The sequence below is a fragment of the Streptomyces sp. NBC_01264 genome, from assembly GCF_026340675.1.
Classification (GTDB): domain Bacteria; phylum Actinomycetota; class Actinomycetes; order Streptomycetales; family Streptomycetaceae; genus Streptomyces.
Window position 1 is genome coordinate 564,024 of sequence record NZ_JAPEOX010000001.1, and the last position, 15,826, is coordinate 579,849.

Genomic DNA, 15,826 nt, shown 5'->3' on the forward strand with positions numbered 1-15,826 from the left:
GCAGGGATGACCGATCTCGCCGACACCCCGGCGCAGCCGGCCGGACGGGCCCGCCGGGCCCGGGAGCTCCTGCGCACCGAGGGTCCCGCCTCCGCCCGCACCGTCATCACGGTGGCCGTGGCCTGGCCGCCCTGCGGCACGAACAACATCCAGGTCGCGCTGTCCTCGCTGCTGGTCTTCGCCCACACCTCCCCCGACTCCTACACACCGGAACTCCCGCCCACAGCAACCCAAAGGCCACCTTATGAATGGGCGAGCATGACGAGCCTTCCCTTATGATCAACGCATGAAGACGATCGGGTTGATCGGCGGTATGAGCTGGGAATCGACGGCGGAGTACTACCGGATCCTCAACGAGCGGACCCGCGAGCGCCTCGGCGGACTCCACTCCGCCCGCTGCGTGCTCTACTCCGTGGATTTCGCGGAGATCGAGCGCCTGCAGGTCCAGGGCCGCTGGGAGGAAGCCGGCGCGGTACTGGCCGATGCCGCCCGGTCGCTGGAGGCGGCGGGCGCCGAGCTGCTGCTGATCTGCACCAACACCATGCACAAGGTCGCGGACCCGGTCCAGGCCGCCGTGTCCGTCCCGCTGCTGCACCTGGCGGACACCACGGCCGCCGCGGTCCGCGGGGCCGGACTGCGGCGGGTGGGGCTCCTGGGCACCGCGTTCACGATGGAACAGGACTTCTACCGGGGCCGCCTGGCCGCGGGCGGCCTCGACGTCCTCGTCCCGAACCCCGAGGGGCGTGCGCTCGTACACCGGGTGATCTACGAGGAGCTGTGCCTCGGCGTCGTCCGGGAGGAATCGCGGGCCGCGTACCGCCGGGTCATCGAGGACCTCGTCGCCGGGGGCGCCGAGGGAATCGTCCTGGGGTGCACGGAGATCGAGCTGCTCATCGGCCCCGCGGACAGCCCCGTACCGCTCTTCCCCACCGCCCGCCTGCACGCCGAGGCGGCGGTGGACGCGGCCCTGGCACCCTGAGGGCCGTGACCTGAGGGACGTGACCTGAGGGCCGTCAGGCGGGGTCGAAGACGTCCTCGTGTGCGTCGTCGAGGATGAATCCGTTGTCGAAGCGCACCCGGACCGTCACCCGGAGCGGCTCGGCACGGTAGGCGGTCCACGCGTGCTCCAAGCCGGCGACCTTCTCCTCCAGCTGCTTCTTGCTCTCCGCCGGCATGCCCGCGCCGTAGGAGTCGAGGAGCGACTTGAGCCTCTCGTACTCGCGGGACTCCTCGGTCTGCCGGTCGTGCTCGACCACCCGCACGACGGTGCCCTCGGTGCCCGCCGCCAGGGACAGCGAACCGGCGACGGCTCCCGCCCGGCCCGAAGGGTCCTCCGTCATCGCGACCCAGTCGGTCAGCCGGGTGTCGGCCGCGAGCCTCACCCGCCGGCCCTCTTTCAGCGTCATCGTCTCTTCAACTCTCCGCTCGGTACGTGCGGTGCCATTATCCGTCCCGGTCCGCACCGGCTCGACGGCGCCGCCCGCCCCGGGCCCTCTCCTAGCCGGATACGGCAGCGGCGATGCGGTAGCCCACGCCGGGGGTCGTCGTGACGATCTGGGGGGTGCCCAGTTTGCGGCGCAGGCGGCCCACGGTGACCGCGACCGTGCTGGTGAACGGGTCGGCGTTCTCGTCCCAGACCTGTTCGAGCAGGTCCTCGGCGCTCAGGAAGCCCGGACTCGCCCGGAGCAGGGCCTCCAAGACGGCGAACTCCTTGACGGCGAGCTCGAGGCGGACGCCCTCCCGCAGGGCGGTGCGGTGCACCGGGTCGAGTTCGATTCCGGCGGCGCGCAGGGTACGGGGCCGGGCCGCGGGCCTGCGGCGGGCCAGGGAGCGGATGCGCAGGATCAGTTCGGGGAAGTGGAAGGGTTTGGCGAGGTAGTCGTCGGCGCCCAGGGTGAGGCCGCTGACCCGGTCGCCGGGCGATCCGGCGGCGGTCAGCATCAGCACCATCGCGCGGTCCTCCCGCTCCGTGATCATCCGGCAGAGCGTGTCCCCGTGGATGCCGGGCAGGTCCCGGTCGAGGACCACCACGTCGTACGCGTTGACGTCGAGCTTGGCGGCGGCCGACAGCCCGTCGTACGCGAGGTCGACGGCCATTCCCTGGTCGCGCAGTCCTTCGGCGACGACCTCCGCGAGCGAGCGCGCGTCCTCGACGACCAGGATCCTCATGCCGTCCCCCCGTACGAACCGTGCGAACCGCGCGGACGGTCCGAGGCGTCCGCCGGCGGCATCGCGGCCGTCACCTTCAGCCCGCCCTCCTGCCGGACGCGGAGGTCGAGGCTGCCGCCGTGCGCGGACACGATCGCGGCGACGATCGAGAGCCCCAGTCCGGAACTCTCCTGCGAGCCGGTCCGGTCGGCGCCGAGCCGCTCGAACGGCTGGGTGAGCCGGTCCACCTGGTCCTGGTCGAGGACGTTCCCGCCGGTCTCGACGACGAGACGGGACCGGGGAGCCTCCTCCGCGCCGGCGCCGTCCTGCGTGGCGAGGCGGATCCAGCCGCCCTCGTGGTTGTGCACGATCGCGTTGTCGATCACGTTCTGCACCAGTCGCGACAGCAGCGCCGGGCTGCCCCGTGTCCACGCCTTCGACGTCAGCTCGCCCTCCACGGCCAGGTTCTTCCCGGCGATGGCGTCGGCCCGGGCGGCCAGCGCCTCCCCCGCCAGCTCGGCGAGCGATACGGGGACCCGGTCGGGGAGGACGCCGTGCTGCGCCCGGGCGAGCACGAGGAAGCCCTCCAAGAGGCGGTCCACCCGGTCCAGTTCGGTGCGCACCCGGCCGGCGAGCGCGACGGTCTGCGCCGCGGGCTGCGGTTTGGCCACGGCCACGTCCAGCGAGGCCCGGATCGTCGTCAGCGGGGTGCGCAGTTCGTGCGAGGCGTTGGCCACGAAGCGCCGTTGCGCGGCGAACGAGGCCTCCAGTCGCGCCAGGAGGCCGTCGACCGTGTCCGCGAGCTCCTTGACCTCGTCGGCGGGCCCGGCCACGGCGAGCCGCTGGTCCAGGTTGTCCGCGGAGATCCGCCGCGTGGCCGCGGTGATCAGGCGCAGTGGGCGCAGGACGTGGCCGGCGAGGATCCGGCCGAGCAGGAGCGAGACGGCCGCCATCACCACGATCGCGATCAGCGAGCCGAACAGGAGCTGCCTGGACTGCTGTGCGTGCACCTCGGCGAGCTGTCGTTCGAGGTCGAGGACGTGCTGTGCGACGCCCGTGGCCGGCTCGCCGGGCGGCGGCTCACCCGGAACGGAACGGGTCATGTCGGAGCGGGAGAACAAGTAGATCAGGCCGATCAGCCCGATCCCGGACGCCAGGAACACCGTCGCGTAGAGCATCGTGAACCGCCTTCCGACGGTCCTGTGCCTCAATCCGGCCATGGCTTCTCTCCCCGTCCCGTCCGATGGCGTCCAGCATGCCCGCCGTCACCTAACAGCGTCATGACAGCGACGGTTCGGACCGCGTTACGGGCGGCTGCGTAGAACCGAAGCATGCTCACACACAACGAACTGCTCCGGCAGGAGTGGACCCGCTTCCTGCGTCCGGCCCGGCTGATCGCCCTGGTCACCGCGGCCCTGATGGTCCTCGCCCTCGGCCTGCTCTACGCCTTCGGCAACCACGCGTCCTGCGCCGGCACCTGCCCGGCCGACCCCACGGGTCCGGACGGCACCGCGGTCAGCGACCAGTTCGCCTTCATGCACCGGGATCTGGGTCGCGAGGGAAGCATCACGGTCCGGATGACGTCCATGACGGGCACGATCACCTATCCCCCGCCCCACCACGACCAGATCGTCCCGGGCCTGGTGCCGTGGGCGAAGGCCGGGATCATCGTCAAGGACGGGCTCGGCCAGGGATCCTCGTACGCGGCCCTGATGGTCACCGGCGAGCACGGCGTGCGGATGCAGTACGACTACGGCCACGACATCGCCGGGAGCCCCGTCAACGGCGCCGCGGTCTCGGAGCGGTCACCGGTGTGGCTGCGGCTGACGCGGGCGGGCGACACCGTCACGGGCTACGAGTCCTCCGACGGCGAGCGGTGGGTGAAGGTGGCCGCCGTGAAGCTCGCCGGGCTGTCGGACACCGCGCAGGTCGGCATGTTCGCCACGTCCCCCGGCGACCTCACGCTGCGTCCGGCCGGTCTCGGCGGGGCCACGGAGCAGGTGCGCTTCACCCAGGCCGCCGGTTCCTTCGACGACATCGGCCTGGAGGGCGCTCCCGCGGACGGGGGCTGGCGGGCCGGGCTGGTCGGCGAGATGAACACGACCGACTGGGAGAAGGGCCGGCCGGCCGGGGCCGTGGAGAAGGACGGCACGGTCACCGTCACAGGTGCCGGCGACATCTCGCCCGCGGCGACCTCGGGCGGCCGTCCCGTGGAGGGGATGCTGACCGGTCTGAGCCTCGCCCTGCTCATCGTGCTGGTGGTGGCGGTGCGGTTCGCCGGCGGCGGGAACCGGGGCGCCGGCGGGTCCGGCCGACGGCAGCCGGTGGACGGCGCACCGCTCACCCGTGCGGTGCTCGGGGCGAGGGCCGTCGTCGTGGGGGCCGTGACGTTCGTGACCGGCCTGCTCGCCGTGGGCATCGTACTGCCGGTCGGACTCGCGGTACTGAAGTCCAACGGGGTTCCCGTCGTGGGACTTTCGGCACTGACCGGAGCCCGGGTCGTCATCGGCGTCTCCGCCGCGCTCGCCCTGACGGCCGTGCTCGCCCTGTCCCTCGGCACGGCGCTCCGGCGGCGGTGGCTCGCGGTGCTCGTGGCCGTCTCGGTGGTCGTGGTCCCGTACGCCGTGAGCACCGTCCCCCTGCTGAGCGACGCGCTCGCGCAGTGGTTGCTGAGGGTGACTCCGGCCGCCGGGTTCGCCGTCCAGCAGACGCTGGTGGAGCACCCGCAGGTCACCGCGCAGTACGCGCCTTCCGCCGGGTACTTCCCGCTGCCCTGGTGGGCCGGGATGGCGGTGCTGTGCGCGTACGTGGCGGCGGCCATGGCCCTAGCGCTGCGCCGGCTGCCGCGGAGCGGTGAGGGGGCCGGCACCCCGGCCGGCGTTCCCGTGGGCGAGGCGGTATAGGCCTCCGGGGAGGCGGGGGGCGGCGGCGCGGGAGCGGTGGGCTCCCGCGCCGCCGCCGTGCGCGGCGCCCGTCCCGGCCACTGCCTACCGGCGGACGTTCCACCCGACGGTGGAACGGAGGGTGCGGACGATCTCCGGGTCGCGGACCGAGGGGGTCCGGTCCTCGGCGGTCACCGACAGGGTGTGGGTGCGCAGGTCGGGGAGCCGCAGCTCCGCGACCGTCACGTCGGTCCGGCCGGCCAGCCGCCCGAGCTCCCGGCCGTCGAGGTACCAGCGGACCCGCAGTTGCCGGCCGTCGGCGCCGGTGAGCCGGGGTACGGCCACCTTCGCGGTGTGCCGGGTCCGCAGGGTGCGGTCCGTCGGGGTGAGCGCGGTGACGGTGCTCGCGTGCTGGTGGAAGCCGGCGATCATCGCCTCGACTCCGGGCAGGTTGAAGGGTTTGCCCAGGACCCGCATCAGCGAGTTGTCGGTGGGCCGGTGGAGCCCGGTGACGAAGTAGCCGCCGCCCTCGTAGGCGCCGACGGTGCCCCCGTCCGGGGAGGGCTCGCCCAGCCAGCGGTACCATTTGGCGCGCCGGGCGGCCATCCGGTCGGCGGACAGCGTGGAGCTGTTGGACTCGGCGGGCTCGGGCCCGGTGTACTTCTCGTAGTCGGGGACACCGGGGTAGAAGTACTCGTCGGCGAGTTTGCCGAGGGAGTGGCCCGTCTCGTGGATGGCCACCTGGCCGGACTTGGCGTTGTCCGCCGAGGCGGTGGAGATGCCCTCGTAGCCGAGGGTGGCACTGGGCTCGTTGTAGCCGGCGCCGCCGTACTTGGCGCTGTTGGCCAGGACGATGACCAGGTCGGCCTCGGGTGCCTTGGCCACGTAGGAGTCCACCTTGGGCTGGTCTACGCACAGGAGCCGCTCGATCTCCTCGCACCAGAAGTACGCGCCGAGGGCCGTGTCGCGGACGGCCGCCCGGTCGGGGTCGCCGGTGACGCCCGACTCCCGGGACACGGCGTCGGCCGTCCAGACGTTGAAAAGGTTCCGGTAGGTGGCGTACGGCTCCACCGCCGTCACCTCGGCCCACTTGGCCTGCGCGTCGGTGTGGAACTTCGCCAGCTGGTCCGCCGTGTAGCCGTCGCCGATGACGACCACGTCCAGCCGGTCGGCGGTGGGGCCGTTGTCGACCAGCTTGACCACCTCGCCGTCCGCCGCGCGCTCCGCCTCGGAGAGCCGGGCGCCCGCTTCGGCCGGCCGGTCGGCCCGGGCGGGCACGCGGGTGTGGCCCGATCCGGCGTCACCACCCTGCTCCGGACCCGGGATCTCCACCACCAGCCGGGGCGTGACCGGGGCGCCGGCCGCGCGGACGGGTCCGGCGGCCAGCAGCGCGGCGGTCGCGCAGGCAGCCGCGACTACTGCCCGCAGGGCCACCCGGGCGGCGGCCGGGCGTCTGTCGTGGTGCATGAAGTCCTCCTGCGGTGAAGGGAGTTAAGGAGAGATGTAAGTGCACTGAATCGGTTGCTTAAATTAGGCGGCGCACGACGGGTGCGCAATGGCCTGCTCCCCCTGAATACTGGGCAGTTCGAGCAACCAGGGGGATCCCATGGACGAACCGGCCGAGATCGGCCGCAGGGTTCAGCGCATGCGCACCGAACTCGGCCTGACACAGCGCAAGTTGGCGGAGCCCTCGTACACCCCCGCCTATGTCTCCACGCTGGAGTCGGGCAAGGTGCGCCCCTCCGAGGCCGCGCTGCGCTTCCTGGCCGGACGGCTCGGCACCACCTACGAGGAACTGGCCACCGGACGCCCCGCCGCTCTGGCCACCGAACTGCGCCTGGCCCTCACCGACACCCAGCAGCTCCTGGCCTCCGGCGCGGCCGTCGAGGCCGCCGTCCACTACCGGCGGCTGCTCACCGAAGCGGAGGACCTCGGGCTCACCGACGAGCGGGTCGGGGCGCTGCTCGGACTCGGCGACTGCGCCCTGGAGACGGGCGAACTCCCCGCCGCCATCAGCCACTTCGAGTCGGCCGAACGCCTCCTGGCCGACGAACCGCTCCCCCGCCGCGCCCGCCCGATCCGGGGCCGCGCCGTGGCGCACCTGCTGTCCGGGGAGCTGCGCTACGCCTGCTACCTGCTCGAATCGACCATCGACGAGCTGGGGGCGAGCGGACTGGCCGATCCCGAGGCACTGGTACTGCTCTACGCCGCGGTCATCGGGCCGTACATCGACATGGGCGCCCACGCCCGGGCCGCCCACGCCGCCGAACTCGCCCTGTCACTGGCCCCCCAGGTCACCGATCCGGCCCTGGTGGCGGGGATGCACCGGCAGGTCGCGCGGACCTTCCTGACGGAGGGGCGGGTGGCCGATGCCGACGCCTCCCTGGCCAAGGCCCAGGCGATCTACGGGCAGCTACAGCTGCGGACCGACCTGGCGCACTGCCACTGGATGCGCGGCTACGTACAGGCCCAGAACGGGGACCTCGCCTCCGCCGAGCGGGAACTGCGCACGGCCCGGGAGATGCTCTCGGCCGGGCGGGCGGCCCTGTACACCGCGCAGGTCGAGGTCGAGCTGGCCGACGTACTGCGCCGGCTCGGCCGGTACGAGGAAGCCGCCGGGCTCCTCTCGGCCCTGCTGGCGCTCGGAGACAGCCACGGCGCCGTCCACGCGGGCGGCGCGCACCGGCTCCTCGGCCTGATGGCGGAGGAGCGGGGCGAGCCCGATGCCGCCGAGGAGCACTACGTGCAGGCCCTGGCGCTGCTGGAGCGCAGCGGGGCGACGGGTGACCTCGCGGACCTGTGCCGGCTCCTGGGCGACCTGCTGCGCCGGGCCGGCCGCACCGAAGCGGCCCTGGACGCCTACCGCACGGGCCTGGGCCACCGGGCGGCCCCGGGCACCACCACCCTGGGCCCGGCACCCAGGGCTCCGTCGCTCCCGCCCCACCCGCGGCATCCCTCACCGCGGCATCCCTCACCGGGACAGGCGTCGTCGCGGTGAGGGGCCAACGGACTACAGGTCGATCCAGTAGCGCCGCTTGGGGCCGATGAGCGTCTCGCGGACGTCCTCCAGGATGCCGCCGTTGCCCTCGATCGTGCGGATCGAGGCCTGGTTCCCGGGGTCGCAGGTGAGCAGGACCCGGTCGATCCCCAGCAGCCGGGCCTCGTACACGACCTCGCCCAGGGCCCAGGTGGCCAGGCCGCGGCGGCGGGCCGAGGGGCGCACGCTGTAGCCGATGTGGCCTCCCGCGTCGAGCAGGAACCCGTTCAGGTAGTGCCGCAGGTCGATCGCACCCAGGTACTCGTCCCCTTCGGCGATCCACCAGTACGTGGCGTGGACGCGTCCGCCCAGGAGCGGCACCGCGCGGTCCCCGTAGCTCCACAGCCGCTCCGTCCAGGCGGTGAAGCCCTCGAGGGTGTCCACGTCGTCGTCGGAGCCGAGCCCGGCGCCGTCCATGTGGGCGTCGGGCCCCCATTCCTCCTGCGCGGCGAGCCAGGAGGCGTACAGACGGGGGGTGGGGGTGATCAGCTCGGGCATGAACGGACGATAACGGTCCGCGGAAACCGCCCCGGGACGTGCCCTGGTCCCCCTTTTGGCCAACCTGATCCCCCCTTTGGTCAACCTGGTCCCCCTTTTAGTCAATGGGTATCGATTATATTGGGGTCATGACCGAAATGCCCCGTGGTGTGGATGCCCAGCGTGTCCACCACGCCCTGGCCGTACCGTCACGTCAGCGTCTGATGACCCTGCTGCGGGAGGCGGACGGCCTGCTGGGCGTGGATGACTTGGCCGCTGCCACGGGGCTTTCGGTCGCCACCGTCCGGCACCACCTGGCCACCCTGGCCGAGGCGGGCCTGGTCGCGGCCACCGCCTCGGCCGGGCCTGGCCGGGGCCGTCCGAGACTGCGGTACGCCGCCACCCGGCCCGACCCCCAGGAAGAACCGGCCGACGCCCCCTTCCGGGAACTCGCCCAGGCCCTGGCCGACGCGGTCGGGGGTGGCCCGGGCGCCTGCCGCGAGGCCGGCCTCGGCTGGGGGCGCCGGCTGACCGGGAGCGGACCCGCGACGGAGCGGGTGTTCGCCGCCGCCGCCCGGATGGGCTTCGCACCGCAGGACGCACCGGGGCCCGACCCCGACACCCGACGGGTCCTGCTGCACGCGTGCCCGTACCGGGAACTGGCCCGGACCCGGCCCGAGGTCGTGTGCGCCGTCCATCAAGGCGTCCTGGACGGCCTGCTGGAGGCCGACGGGGCCACAGTGCGGCTGCTTCCCTTCATCGGCCCGGACCTGTGCGCGGCGGACCTGCGCAGCACCTGAGCCGGTGCCGGGAGCCGGTCGCGGTCGCGGTCCCGGTCCCGCTTGCGGCGGCGTCAGATGCGGCGGCCGGTGACGTGGCCGCCGTCCACCCGCAGGGCGTGGCCGGTCACGAACCCGGCGCCCGCGAGGTAGAGCACGGCGTCGGAGATCTCGGCGACCTCGCCGACCCGGTCCTGGAGGGCGAGACCGCCGAAGGCGTCCACGTCGGAAGCCCCGTGCAGAGGAGTGCGGATGATGCCCGGCGCGACCAGGTTGACGCTGATCCCGTCGGCGGCGAGCTCGGCCGCGAGGCTCGTCGTCAACGCGTGCACACCGGCCTTGCTGACCACGGGCGCGGTGGCCGGGAAGCCGGCCAGCGCGTGGTCCACGAGCACGGTGCCGATGTTGACGATGCTGCCGCCCCGCCCCTGGGCGCGCAGGGCCCGTACGACCGCCTGCGTGGTGAGGTAGGTGCCCTTGAGGTTCCCCGTCAGATAGCCGTCGAGCTCGTCCTCCGTCACCTCGGTGAACGGCTTCGGCTCGAAGGTGCCGGCGTTGTTGACGAGGACGTCGATCCGCCCGAACCGATCGAGTGCCGCGCGGACGAGCGCTTCACCGGTCTCCCGGTCGGCGGTGGTGCCCGCGACGCACGCGGTGCGCCCGGGGTGACCGAGGCCGGCGGCGGCCTTGGCGAGGCGGTCGGCGTCCCTGCCGTTGAGTACGACGTTCGCGCCGGCCGCCAGGAAGGCGCGGGCGATGTCGAGGCCCATGCCGCTGGAGGATCCGGTGACGATGGCCGTGGTCGCGTGGATCTGGGTGTCCGTCATGTGGCTCGTGCCTTTCGTGGGTGGCGGCCCGGGAGGTCCCCGCGGCCGACACCGGAAAGCTATGGGCCCTCAATCCATAACACCACGATGGAAATTGAAGCATGTGATAATCCCCCGTTATGGATGTGGACCTGCGTGACCTGGAACTCCTGGACGCCACCGCGGAAGCGGGCTCCCTGACCGCCGCCGCCGAGCGGCTCTACGTCAGCCAGCCGGCACTGAGCCAGCGGCTCACCCGGCTGGAGGCCCGTCTGGGCATGCAGCTCTTCGAGCGCAAGGGCCGACGCCTGATCCCCAACGCCGCCGGCCGCCGGCTCCTGGTGGCCGCCCGCCACGTCCTCGGCGAACTCGCTTCGGCCTCACGGGACCTGCGGGAACTCCGCGACGGGCGGGACCGGCGCGTGCGGTTCACCGCACAGTGCAGCACCACCTTCCCGTGGCTGCCGCCGGTCCTGCGCGCCTTCCGCGTGCGCGAGCCGGACACCGAGGTCCGGATCGAGACCGTCGCCGACGATGCGCCGATCCCGGCGCTGCTCGCCGATCTGGTCGACGTGGCGCTGGTCACGAAGCCGGACCTGCAGATGGACCGGGTCTCCCTGACCAGGCTGTTCGACGACGAGATGATGGCGGTGGTGCCCGCCGGGCACCGGTGGGCGTCCCGCGCACACCTGACCGCACGCGACTTCGACGGCGCGGACCTGGTCCTCTACGACTTCTACGATCAGAAGCGCATCCCGTCGATGCCCCTGCCGATCCCCACCGGCGCCCGTCCCGCCCGCATCACCACCATGCCGGTGGTGACCGATCTGGTGGTCGAGATGGTGGCGGGCGGCCAGGGTGTGACGGTGCTGCCGAACTGGGTCGCCGCCCCGTACGTCGCTTCGCACGGTCTCGCCCTGGTCCGCATCGGCGCGACGCCGCTGACCCGGACCTGGTTCTGTGCGACACGGACCGGCCCGCGTCCGCCTCACGTGGAGGCGTTCGTCGAGGAACTCATCGCCCACCTCGGAACTCCCCGCGTGGACTGAGGGATCACGGCGCCGGACCGGCACGGTCATGGTTCTCCTTTCGGCTCGGGAACGAGGGCGTACGGGGAGGGCGGGCACAAGCCCTGAACCAGTGGGAGCGCTCCCACTGTGCAGACGGGACTCAACGCCGTCAAGGTCCGCGAAGAGTCGAAGCCATTCTCAGGGGAAATTCCTCAACTCCTCTTTTCCTTGACGTGAGTTGGCGCTACGGTCTGGCCCCAACCAGTGGGAGCGAATCCATCGGTCGGCGCGCCGTCACCAGCGCGCCCTCGCTGCGAGGACTCGCTCATGCGACACCCCCCACGCACGTCCGCGCTGCTCACAACGGCAGCGCTCGCGATGGTGAGCTGTTCGCTCGCCGTCACGGGTACGGCCGCAGGGAGCCGCGGCCTCACCCGCCCGCACGATGACCCACTCGGTCGTCGGCCAAGGGGCCGGCGGCTTCCAGGGTTCGGTCACGTCACCGACAACGCCTCCGCGCTGAACGGCTGGAACCTCCGCTTCGGCTTCCCGTCCGGCCGGACCGCCGGTCGGGGATGGGAAACGAAGTGATCCCGGACGGGGCCGGCCGTCACCGCCGTGAACGAGAGCCGGAACGCCACGCTCGGCGCAGGTGCGAGCGTGACCACGGGCTTCATCGCCTCGTGGTCGAGCGTCAGTACGGCGCCCGACGCGTTCACGCTCAACGGAGCCGCCTGCACGTCGGACTCCGGGCCGGGGCCCGATCCGACACACACCCCCACACCCACCGACCCGGTCTCCGGGGCGCGAACCACACCGACACCGTCAAGGGACTGGCCGACCGGGTGCGCGCGCACGGCATGCCCCCGGTCGTCGAACCGCACTGGACGTACGGCCAGTACACCGGCAACTCCACGGGGTGCGCCGACGCGCACGCCTCCTGCCGGAAGCCGATGCCGGACGCCCGGTAAGCCCCCGCGCTCTGGACCTCGCACGCGTTCGCCGACCACGTCCGCAACTCCGGGCCGGCCCTGATCGCTTCCCACGACGGCACCCCCACCGCATTCGGCACCGGGCTGCGCGACCGTCTGCGCGCCCTGAACTGAAAGGCATTCCACGAAATGAGCCGCACACCAGCACTCGCCACGACTCCCCGCACCACCTCCCGTACCACCAGGCGCACCGCCCTGTTGGCGGCCATCGGCCTCGTCACCGCCGCCGGCGCGACGGCCACCGTGTTCGGCACCTCCGCAGGCGCGGCCACCGCGGGCTGCAAGGTCGAGTACCAGATCACCAACCAGTGGAACACCGGGTTCGGCGCCCACGTGATCCTCACCAACACCGGTGACCCGGTGACCTCCTGGACCCTGGAGTGGTCCTACGCGAACGATCAGCAGGTCACCCAGGGCTGGAACGCCACGATCACCCAGTCCGGGGCGGCCGTGACCGCCAAGAGTCTCTCCTACAACGGGAGCCTGGCCACGGACGGTTCGACCTCCTTCGGCTTCAACGGCGCGCACGGCGGGACGAACTCCGTGCCCGCGACCTTCAAGCTCAACGGCGTCACCTGCAACGGCGCGACCGACCCGACCCAGCCCCCGACCACTCCCCCGACGACACCGCCCACCACCCCGCCACCGTCGGGCGGCAAGGCCGACAACCCGTACGCCGGCGCCAAGGTGTACGTGAACCCCGAGTGGTCCGCCAAGGCCGCCGCCGAGCCGGGCGGCACCAAGGTGTCGAACCAGCCCACCGGTGTCTGGCTGGACCGCACCGCCGCCATCGCGGGTACGAGCGGCTCGATGGGTCTGCGCGCCCACCTGGACGCGGCGCTGGCCCAGAAGGGCGGCGGCGAGCTCGTCGTCCAGCTGGTGATCTACAACCTGCCCGGCCGGGACTGCGCCGCGCTCGCCTCCAACGGCGAGCTGGGCCCGACGGAGATCGACAAGTACAAGACGCAGTACATCGACCCGATCGCCGCCATCCTCGCCGACAGCAAGTACGCGGGGCTGCGGATCGTCACCACCGTCGAGATCGACTCGCTGCCGAACCTGGTCACCAACGTCACCGGGCGCCCGACGGCCACGGCCAACTGCGACGTGATGAAGGCCAACGGCAACTACGTCAAGGGGGTCGGTTACGCGCTGAACAAGCTGGGTTCGATCGCCAACGTCTACAACTACGTGGACGCGGGCCACCACGGCTGGCTCGGCTGGGACGACAACTTCGGCGCCTCCGCGGACATGTTCAAGCAGGCGGCGACCGCCGAGGGCTCCACGCTCGCCAAGGTCCACGGCTTCATCGTGAACACGGCCAACTACAGCGCACTGAAGGAGGATCACTTCAAGATCGAGGACTCCGTCAACGGCACCTCCGTACGCCAGTCGAAGTGGGTCGACTGGAACCGGTACACGGACGAGCTCTCGTACGCCCAGGCCATGCGGACCAAGCTGGTGTCCCTGGGCTTCGACGCGAACCTCGGCATGCTGATCGACACCTCCCGCAACGGCTGGGGCGGCACGGCGCGACCGACCGGACCCGGTGCGCCGACCAGCGTGGACACCTACGTCAACGGCGGCCGCTACGACCGGCGCGTCCACCTCGGCAACTGGTGCAACCAGTCGGGCGCCGGCCTCGGCGAGCGGCCGCAGGCCGCCCCGGCGGCGGGCATCGACGCCTATGTGTGGATCAAGCCGCCAGGCGAGTCGGACGGGGCGAGCAAGGAGATCCCGAACGACGAGGGCAAGGGCTTCGACCGCATGTGCGACCCGACGTACACGGGCAACGCGCGCAACGGCAACAGCATGTCGGGGTCCCTCCCGAACGCGCCGCTGTCGGGCCAGTGGTTCTCGGCGCAGTTCCAGGAGCTCATGAAGAACGCCCACCCGGCACTGTGACCCACCCCAGGTGAGCCGCCCACCCCGCTGAGGGGCCGCCGGAGCCGTACGGGAACCAGAGGGCTCCGTACGGCTCCGGCCGCGGCCCGCTCACGGGAGCCTGCGCCCAGGTGGGCGAACTCCTCACAGGGCTCGTGACCGGCACCCGGAAACGGTCGTTGTCCGGCAATGAAGAAGATCATGACCACTGCCGTGCTGGTGGCGTCCGCCCTGAGCCTGGCCGCCCAGGCACAGGCCGCTTCCACGCCGATGCCCGACTTCCTGAACCAGTCCGCCGCGACCGCCCTGCAGTCCGTCGACGCCGGGACGACCGTCGAGATGACGGACCTCAGCGGATCCCAGCGTCCCGTGCAGTGGCCCGCGCAGTGGAAGGTGTGCACCCAGACCCCGGCCGCGGGCGAGGCCATGACCGACAAGGTCAGCCTCGGTGTGGTCAAGGCGACCGAGGACTGCCCCGCGTAGGGGGTGCTCCCGTTCGCAGGCCGGAAGAAGGGGAGCCCGGAAGGCGGGACGGGCTCAGGAGGAGTCCCGCACGATCAGTTCCGTCGGCAGGACCCTGCGCGACTCCTCGCCCCTCCCCGCGTCCGGCGCGGAACCGGCCGCGGATCCCTCCCCGATCCTCCGGAGCAGCAGCCGGGTCATCGTGCGGCCCATCTCCTCGATCGGCTGGCGCACGCTCGTCAGGGGCGGATCCATCAGGCGGGCCACCGCGGAGTCGTCGACCCCCACGAGGGCCACGTCCTCGGGGATGCGCCGGCCCGCCTCGCGCAGCACCCCGCGCGCACCGGCCGCCATCACGTCGGAGGCGGCGAAGACGGCGTCCAGGGCGGGGGCGCGCTCCAGGAGCTCGCGCATCGCCAGCCGGCCGCCCTCCTCGGTGAAGTCCGCGGTCGCCACCAGGGACTCGTCGGGCCGGATCCCGGCCTCGGCGAGCCCCGCACGGTAGCCGCCCAGACGGGCGCGGGCCACGTACATGTCCAGCGGCCCGCTGATGGTGGCGATCCTGCTCCGGCCCCGCCCCACCAGGTGGGCGACGGCCGCCCGTCCCGCGCCGATGTTGTCGGAGTCCACGTAGGCGACGGGCTCGGCCTCCGAGCGCCGCCCGTTCATGACGACCGGCAGTCCCAGCTGCGCGATCCGGTCCGGCAGCGGGTCGTCGCCGTGGACGGACGCCAGCAGGACCCCGTCGACCCGCTGGGCGGCCAGGTAGTCCTCGAACCGCCGGCGCTCGGCCTCGGTCCGTACCAGAGTGAGCAGCAACTGCTTGTCCGCTTCGGCAAGTTCGGCGCTGACCCCGCGGATCAGGTCGAGGAAGTACGGCTCCGAGAACAGCCTGGCCTCGGTCTCCGGGATGACGAGCGCGACCGCGTCAGTCCGACTCCCGGCCAGGGCCCTGGCCGCCTGATTGGGTACGTACCCCAGCTCGGCCACGGCGCGGGCGACCGCTTCCCTGGCCTGCTCGCTCACCCGCGGCGAGCCGTTGATCACCCGGGAGACCGTGCCCCGGCCGACACCGGCCAGGGCCGCGACTTCTTCCAGGGTGGGCCTGCCGTTCTGCCGTCCGCTCACGGTGCTCGAACTCCCCTCGTGCGCTGTCGCGCTCCGGGCCGGTGCGTGCCGGCCGGGCGCGGCTGATCAGGTAGGAAGCGGATCCCGCCCCCATCTCGCGCGGAACACGTTACGCCGCTCCGGCGCACGCAAGGATCACATGGGAGCGCTCCCACACTACTCATGATCCCGCCCCGATGCCATGGCCACCTTCAGAACCCGACGAGGCGGCACCGGAAAGC

The 15,826-nt window shown here is 72.3% G+C and carries 17 protein-coding genes; 9 read left to right on the top strand and 8 right to left on the bottom strand.

Going from position 1 to position 15,826, the window contains the following annotated elements:
- Positions 1 to 6: 6 nt before the first annotated feature.
- Together OG435_RS02560 and OG435_RS02565 are read left to right on the top strand one after the other, a co-directional pair.
- Positions 7 to 279: a hypothetical protein gene (locus OG435_RS02560; protein WP_266875054.1), complete on the top strand. Its 273-nt coding sequence runs from the start codon at positions 7 to 9 to the stop codon at positions 277 to 279.
- Positions 280 to 286: 7 nt separating this feature from the next.
- Entirely contained in the window at positions 287 to 979 is a 693-nt protein-coding gene (locus OG435_RS02565; RefSeq protein WP_266875055.1) for an aspartate/glutamate racemase family protein, read from the top strand.
- Between the two features lie 34 nt (positions 980 to 1,013).
- Here OG435_RS02565 and OG435_RS02570 read toward each other — a convergent pair whose 3' ends face one another.
- The 3 genes from OG435_RS02570 to OG435_RS02580 all read right to left on the bottom strand — a co-directional run bounded on the left by OG435_RS02570 (position 1,014) and on the right by OG435_RS02580 (position 3,326).
- Positions 1,014 to 1,406 (bottom strand): hypothetical protein, encoded by a 393-nt coding sequence (locus OG435_RS02570; RefSeq protein WP_266875056.1) that lies wholly within the window; start codon positions 1,404 to 1,406, stop codon positions 1,014 to 1,016.
- A gap of 91 nt (positions 1,407 to 1,497) precedes the next feature.
- Entirely contained in the window at positions 1,498 to 2,169 is a 672-nt protein-coding gene (locus OG435_RS02575; protein ID WP_266875057.1) for a response regulator transcription factor, read from the bottom strand.
- Positions 2,166 to 3,326 carry a sensor histidine kinase gene (locus tag OG435_RS02580; RefSeq protein ID WP_266875058.1) on the bottom strand — a complete coding sequence of 387 codons (1,161 nt, stop codon included), beginning with the start codon at positions 3,324 to 3,326 and terminating at the stop codon, positions 2,166 to 2,168. Before OG435_RS02580 ends, OG435_RS02575 begins: the two co-directional genes overlap by 4 nt.
- 153 nt (positions 3,327 to 3,479) lie before the next feature.
- Between OG435_RS02580 and OG435_RS02585 the strand changes: the two genes are divergently transcribed.
- A complete protein-coding gene (locus OG435_RS02585) occupies positions 3,480 to 5,051 on the top strand; it encodes a hypothetical protein (RefSeq protein ID WP_266875059.1) in 1,572 nt (523 codons plus the stop codon).
- 84 nt (positions 5,052 to 5,135) lie between these two features.
- Here the strand turns inward: OG435_RS02585 and OG435_RS02590 are convergent, their stop codons facing one another.
- The gene (locus tag OG435_RS02590) at positions 5,136 to 6,497 is read right to left on the bottom strand and encodes a M64 family metallopeptidase (protein WP_266875060.1); all 1,362 of its coding nucleotides are present in this window, start codon (positions 6,495 to 6,497) and stop codon (positions 5,136 to 5,138) included.
- 139 nt (positions 6,498 to 6,636) lie between these two features.
- Between OG435_RS02590 and OG435_RS02595 the strand changes: the two genes are divergently transcribed.
- Positions 6,637 to 8,028, top strand: a complete 1,392-nt coding sequence (locus OG435_RS02595) for a helix-turn-helix transcriptional regulator (RefSeq protein WP_266875061.1) — start codon at positions 6,637 to 6,639, stop codon at positions 8,026 to 8,028.
- Positions 8,029 to 8,040: 12 nt separating this feature from the next.
- Here the strand turns inward: OG435_RS02595 and OG435_RS02600 are convergent, their stop codons facing one another.
- Entirely contained in the window at positions 8,041 to 8,565 is a 525-nt protein-coding gene (locus tag OG435_RS02600; protein WP_266875062.1) for a GNAT family N-acetyltransferase, read from the bottom strand.
- A gap of 128 nt (positions 8,566 to 8,693) precedes the next feature.
- Between OG435_RS02600 and OG435_RS02605 the strand changes: the two genes are divergently transcribed.
- The gene (locus OG435_RS02605) at positions 8,694 to 9,344 is read left to right on the top strand and encodes a helix-turn-helix transcriptional regulator (RefSeq protein ID WP_266875063.1); all 651 of its coding nucleotides are present in this window, start codon (positions 8,694 to 8,696) and stop codon (positions 9,342 to 9,344) included.
- A gap of 53 nt (positions 9,345 to 9,397) precedes the next feature.
- Here the strand turns inward: OG435_RS02605 and OG435_RS02610 are convergent, their stop codons facing one another.
- Complete coding sequence (locus OG435_RS02610) at positions 9,398 to 10,150, bottom strand: SDR family NAD(P)-dependent oxidoreductase (protein ID WP_266875064.1); 753 nt, start codon at positions 10,148 to 10,150, stop codon at positions 9,398 to 9,400.
- A 119-nt stretch (positions 10,151 to 10,269) separates the two neighbouring features.
- Here OG435_RS02610 and OG435_RS02615 point away from each other — a divergent pair, with 119 nt between their 5' ends.
- Positions 10,270 to 11,178 carry a LysR family transcriptional regulator gene (locus tag OG435_RS02615; RefSeq protein ID WP_266875065.1) on the top strand — a complete coding sequence of 303 codons (909 nt, stop codon included), beginning with the start codon at positions 10,270 to 10,272 and terminating at the stop codon, positions 11,176 to 11,178.
- Between the two features lie 455 nt (positions 11,179 to 11,633).
- On the opposite strand, the gene OG435_RS02620 is transcribed toward OG435_RS02615, so the two are convergent.
- Positions 11,634 to 11,864, bottom strand: coding sequence for a hypothetical protein (locus OG435_RS02620; protein WP_266875066.1), 231 nt, complete (start codon positions 11,862 to 11,864; stop codon positions 11,634 to 11,636).
- Here OG435_RS02620 and OG435_RS50335 point away from each other — a divergent pair.
- The 3 genes from OG435_RS50335 to OG435_RS02635 all read left to right on the top strand — a co-directional run bounded on the left by OG435_RS50335 (position 11,758) and on the right by OG435_RS02635 (position 14,498).
- Entirely contained in the window at positions 11,758 to 12,174 is a 417-nt protein-coding gene (locus OG435_RS50335; RefSeq protein ID WP_353962770.1) for a hypothetical protein, read from the top strand. The two genes, OG435_RS02620 and OG435_RS50335, sit on opposite strands and share 107 nt — an antisense overlap.
- Positions 12,175 to 12,260: 86 nt before the next feature.
- On the top strand, positions 12,261 to 14,036 hold the full coding sequence (locus tag OG435_RS02630) for a glycoside hydrolase family 6 protein (protein WP_266875068.1): 1,776 nt from the start codon (positions 12,261 to 12,263) through the stop codon (positions 14,034 to 14,036).
- Between the two features lie 180 nt (positions 14,037 to 14,216).
- Positions 14,217 to 14,498, top strand: a complete 282-nt coding sequence (locus OG435_RS02635) for a hypothetical protein (protein ID WP_266875069.1) — start codon at positions 14,217 to 14,219, stop codon at positions 14,496 to 14,498.
- 54 nt (positions 14,499 to 14,552) lie between these two features.
- Here the strand turns inward: OG435_RS02635 and OG435_RS02640 are convergent, their stop codons facing one another.
- The gene (locus OG435_RS02640) at positions 14,553 to 15,605 is read right to left on the bottom strand and encodes a LacI family DNA-binding transcriptional regulator (protein WP_266875070.1); all 1,053 of its coding nucleotides are present in this window, start codon (positions 15,603 to 15,605) and stop codon (positions 14,553 to 14,555) included.
- Positions 15,606 to 15,826: the final 221 nt, after the last annotated feature.

Bases quoted from the DNA above. Each gene is read 5' to 3' on its own strand.
- OG435_RS02605 (WP_266875063.1), top strand. From the start codon at position 8,694: ATGACCGAAATGCCCCGTGGTGTGGATGCCCAGCGTGTCCACCACGCC.
- OG435_RS02565 (WP_266875055.1), top strand. From the start codon at position 287: ATGAAGACGATCGGGTTGATCGGCGGTATGAGCTGGGAATCGACGGCG.
- OG435_RS02600 (WP_266875062.1), bottom strand. From the start codon at position 8,565: ATGCCCGAGCTGATCACCCCCACCCCCCGTCTGTACGCCTCCTGGCTC.
- OG435_RS02570 (WP_266875056.1), bottom strand. From the start codon at position 1,406: ATGACGCTGAAAGAGGGCCGGCGGGTGAGGCTCGCGGCCGACACCCGG.
- OG435_RS02610 (WP_266875064.1), bottom strand. From the start codon at position 10,150: ATGACGGACACCCAGATCCACGCGACCACGGCCATCGTCACCGGATCC.
- OG435_RS02560 (WP_266875054.1), top strand. From the start codon at position 7: ATGACCGATCTCGCCGACACCCCGGCGCAGCCGGCCGGACGGGCCCGC.
- OG435_RS02585 (WP_266875059.1), top strand. From the start codon at position 3,480: ATGCTCACACACAACGAACTGCTCCGGCAGGAGTGGACCCGCTTCCTG.
- OG435_RS02630 (WP_266875068.1), top strand. From the start codon at position 12,261: ATGAGCCGCACACCAGCACTCGCCACGACTCCCCGCACCACCTCCCGT.
- OG435_RS02615 (WP_266875065.1), top strand. From the start codon at position 10,270: ATGGATGTGGACCTGCGTGACCTGGAACTCCTGGACGCCACCGCGGAA.
- OG435_RS02635 (WP_266875069.1), top strand. From the start codon at position 14,217: ATGACCACTGCCGTGCTGGTGGCGTCCGCCCTGAGCCTGGCCGCCCAG.
- OG435_RS02580 (WP_266875058.1), bottom strand. From the start codon at position 3,326: ATGCTCTACGCGACGGTGTTCCTGGCGTCCGGGATCGGGCTGATCGGC.
- OG435_RS02575 (WP_266875057.1), bottom strand. From the start codon at position 2,169: ATGAGGATCCTGGTCGTCGAGGACGCGCGCTCGCTCGCGGAGGTCGTC.
- OG435_RS02590 (WP_266875060.1), bottom strand. From the start codon at position 6,497: ATGCACCACGACAGACGCCCGGCCGCCGCCCGGGTGGCCCTGCGGGCA.
- OG435_RS02595 (WP_266875061.1), top strand. From the start codon at position 6,637: ATGGACGAACCGGCCGAGATCGGCCGCAGGGTTCAGCGCATGCGCACC.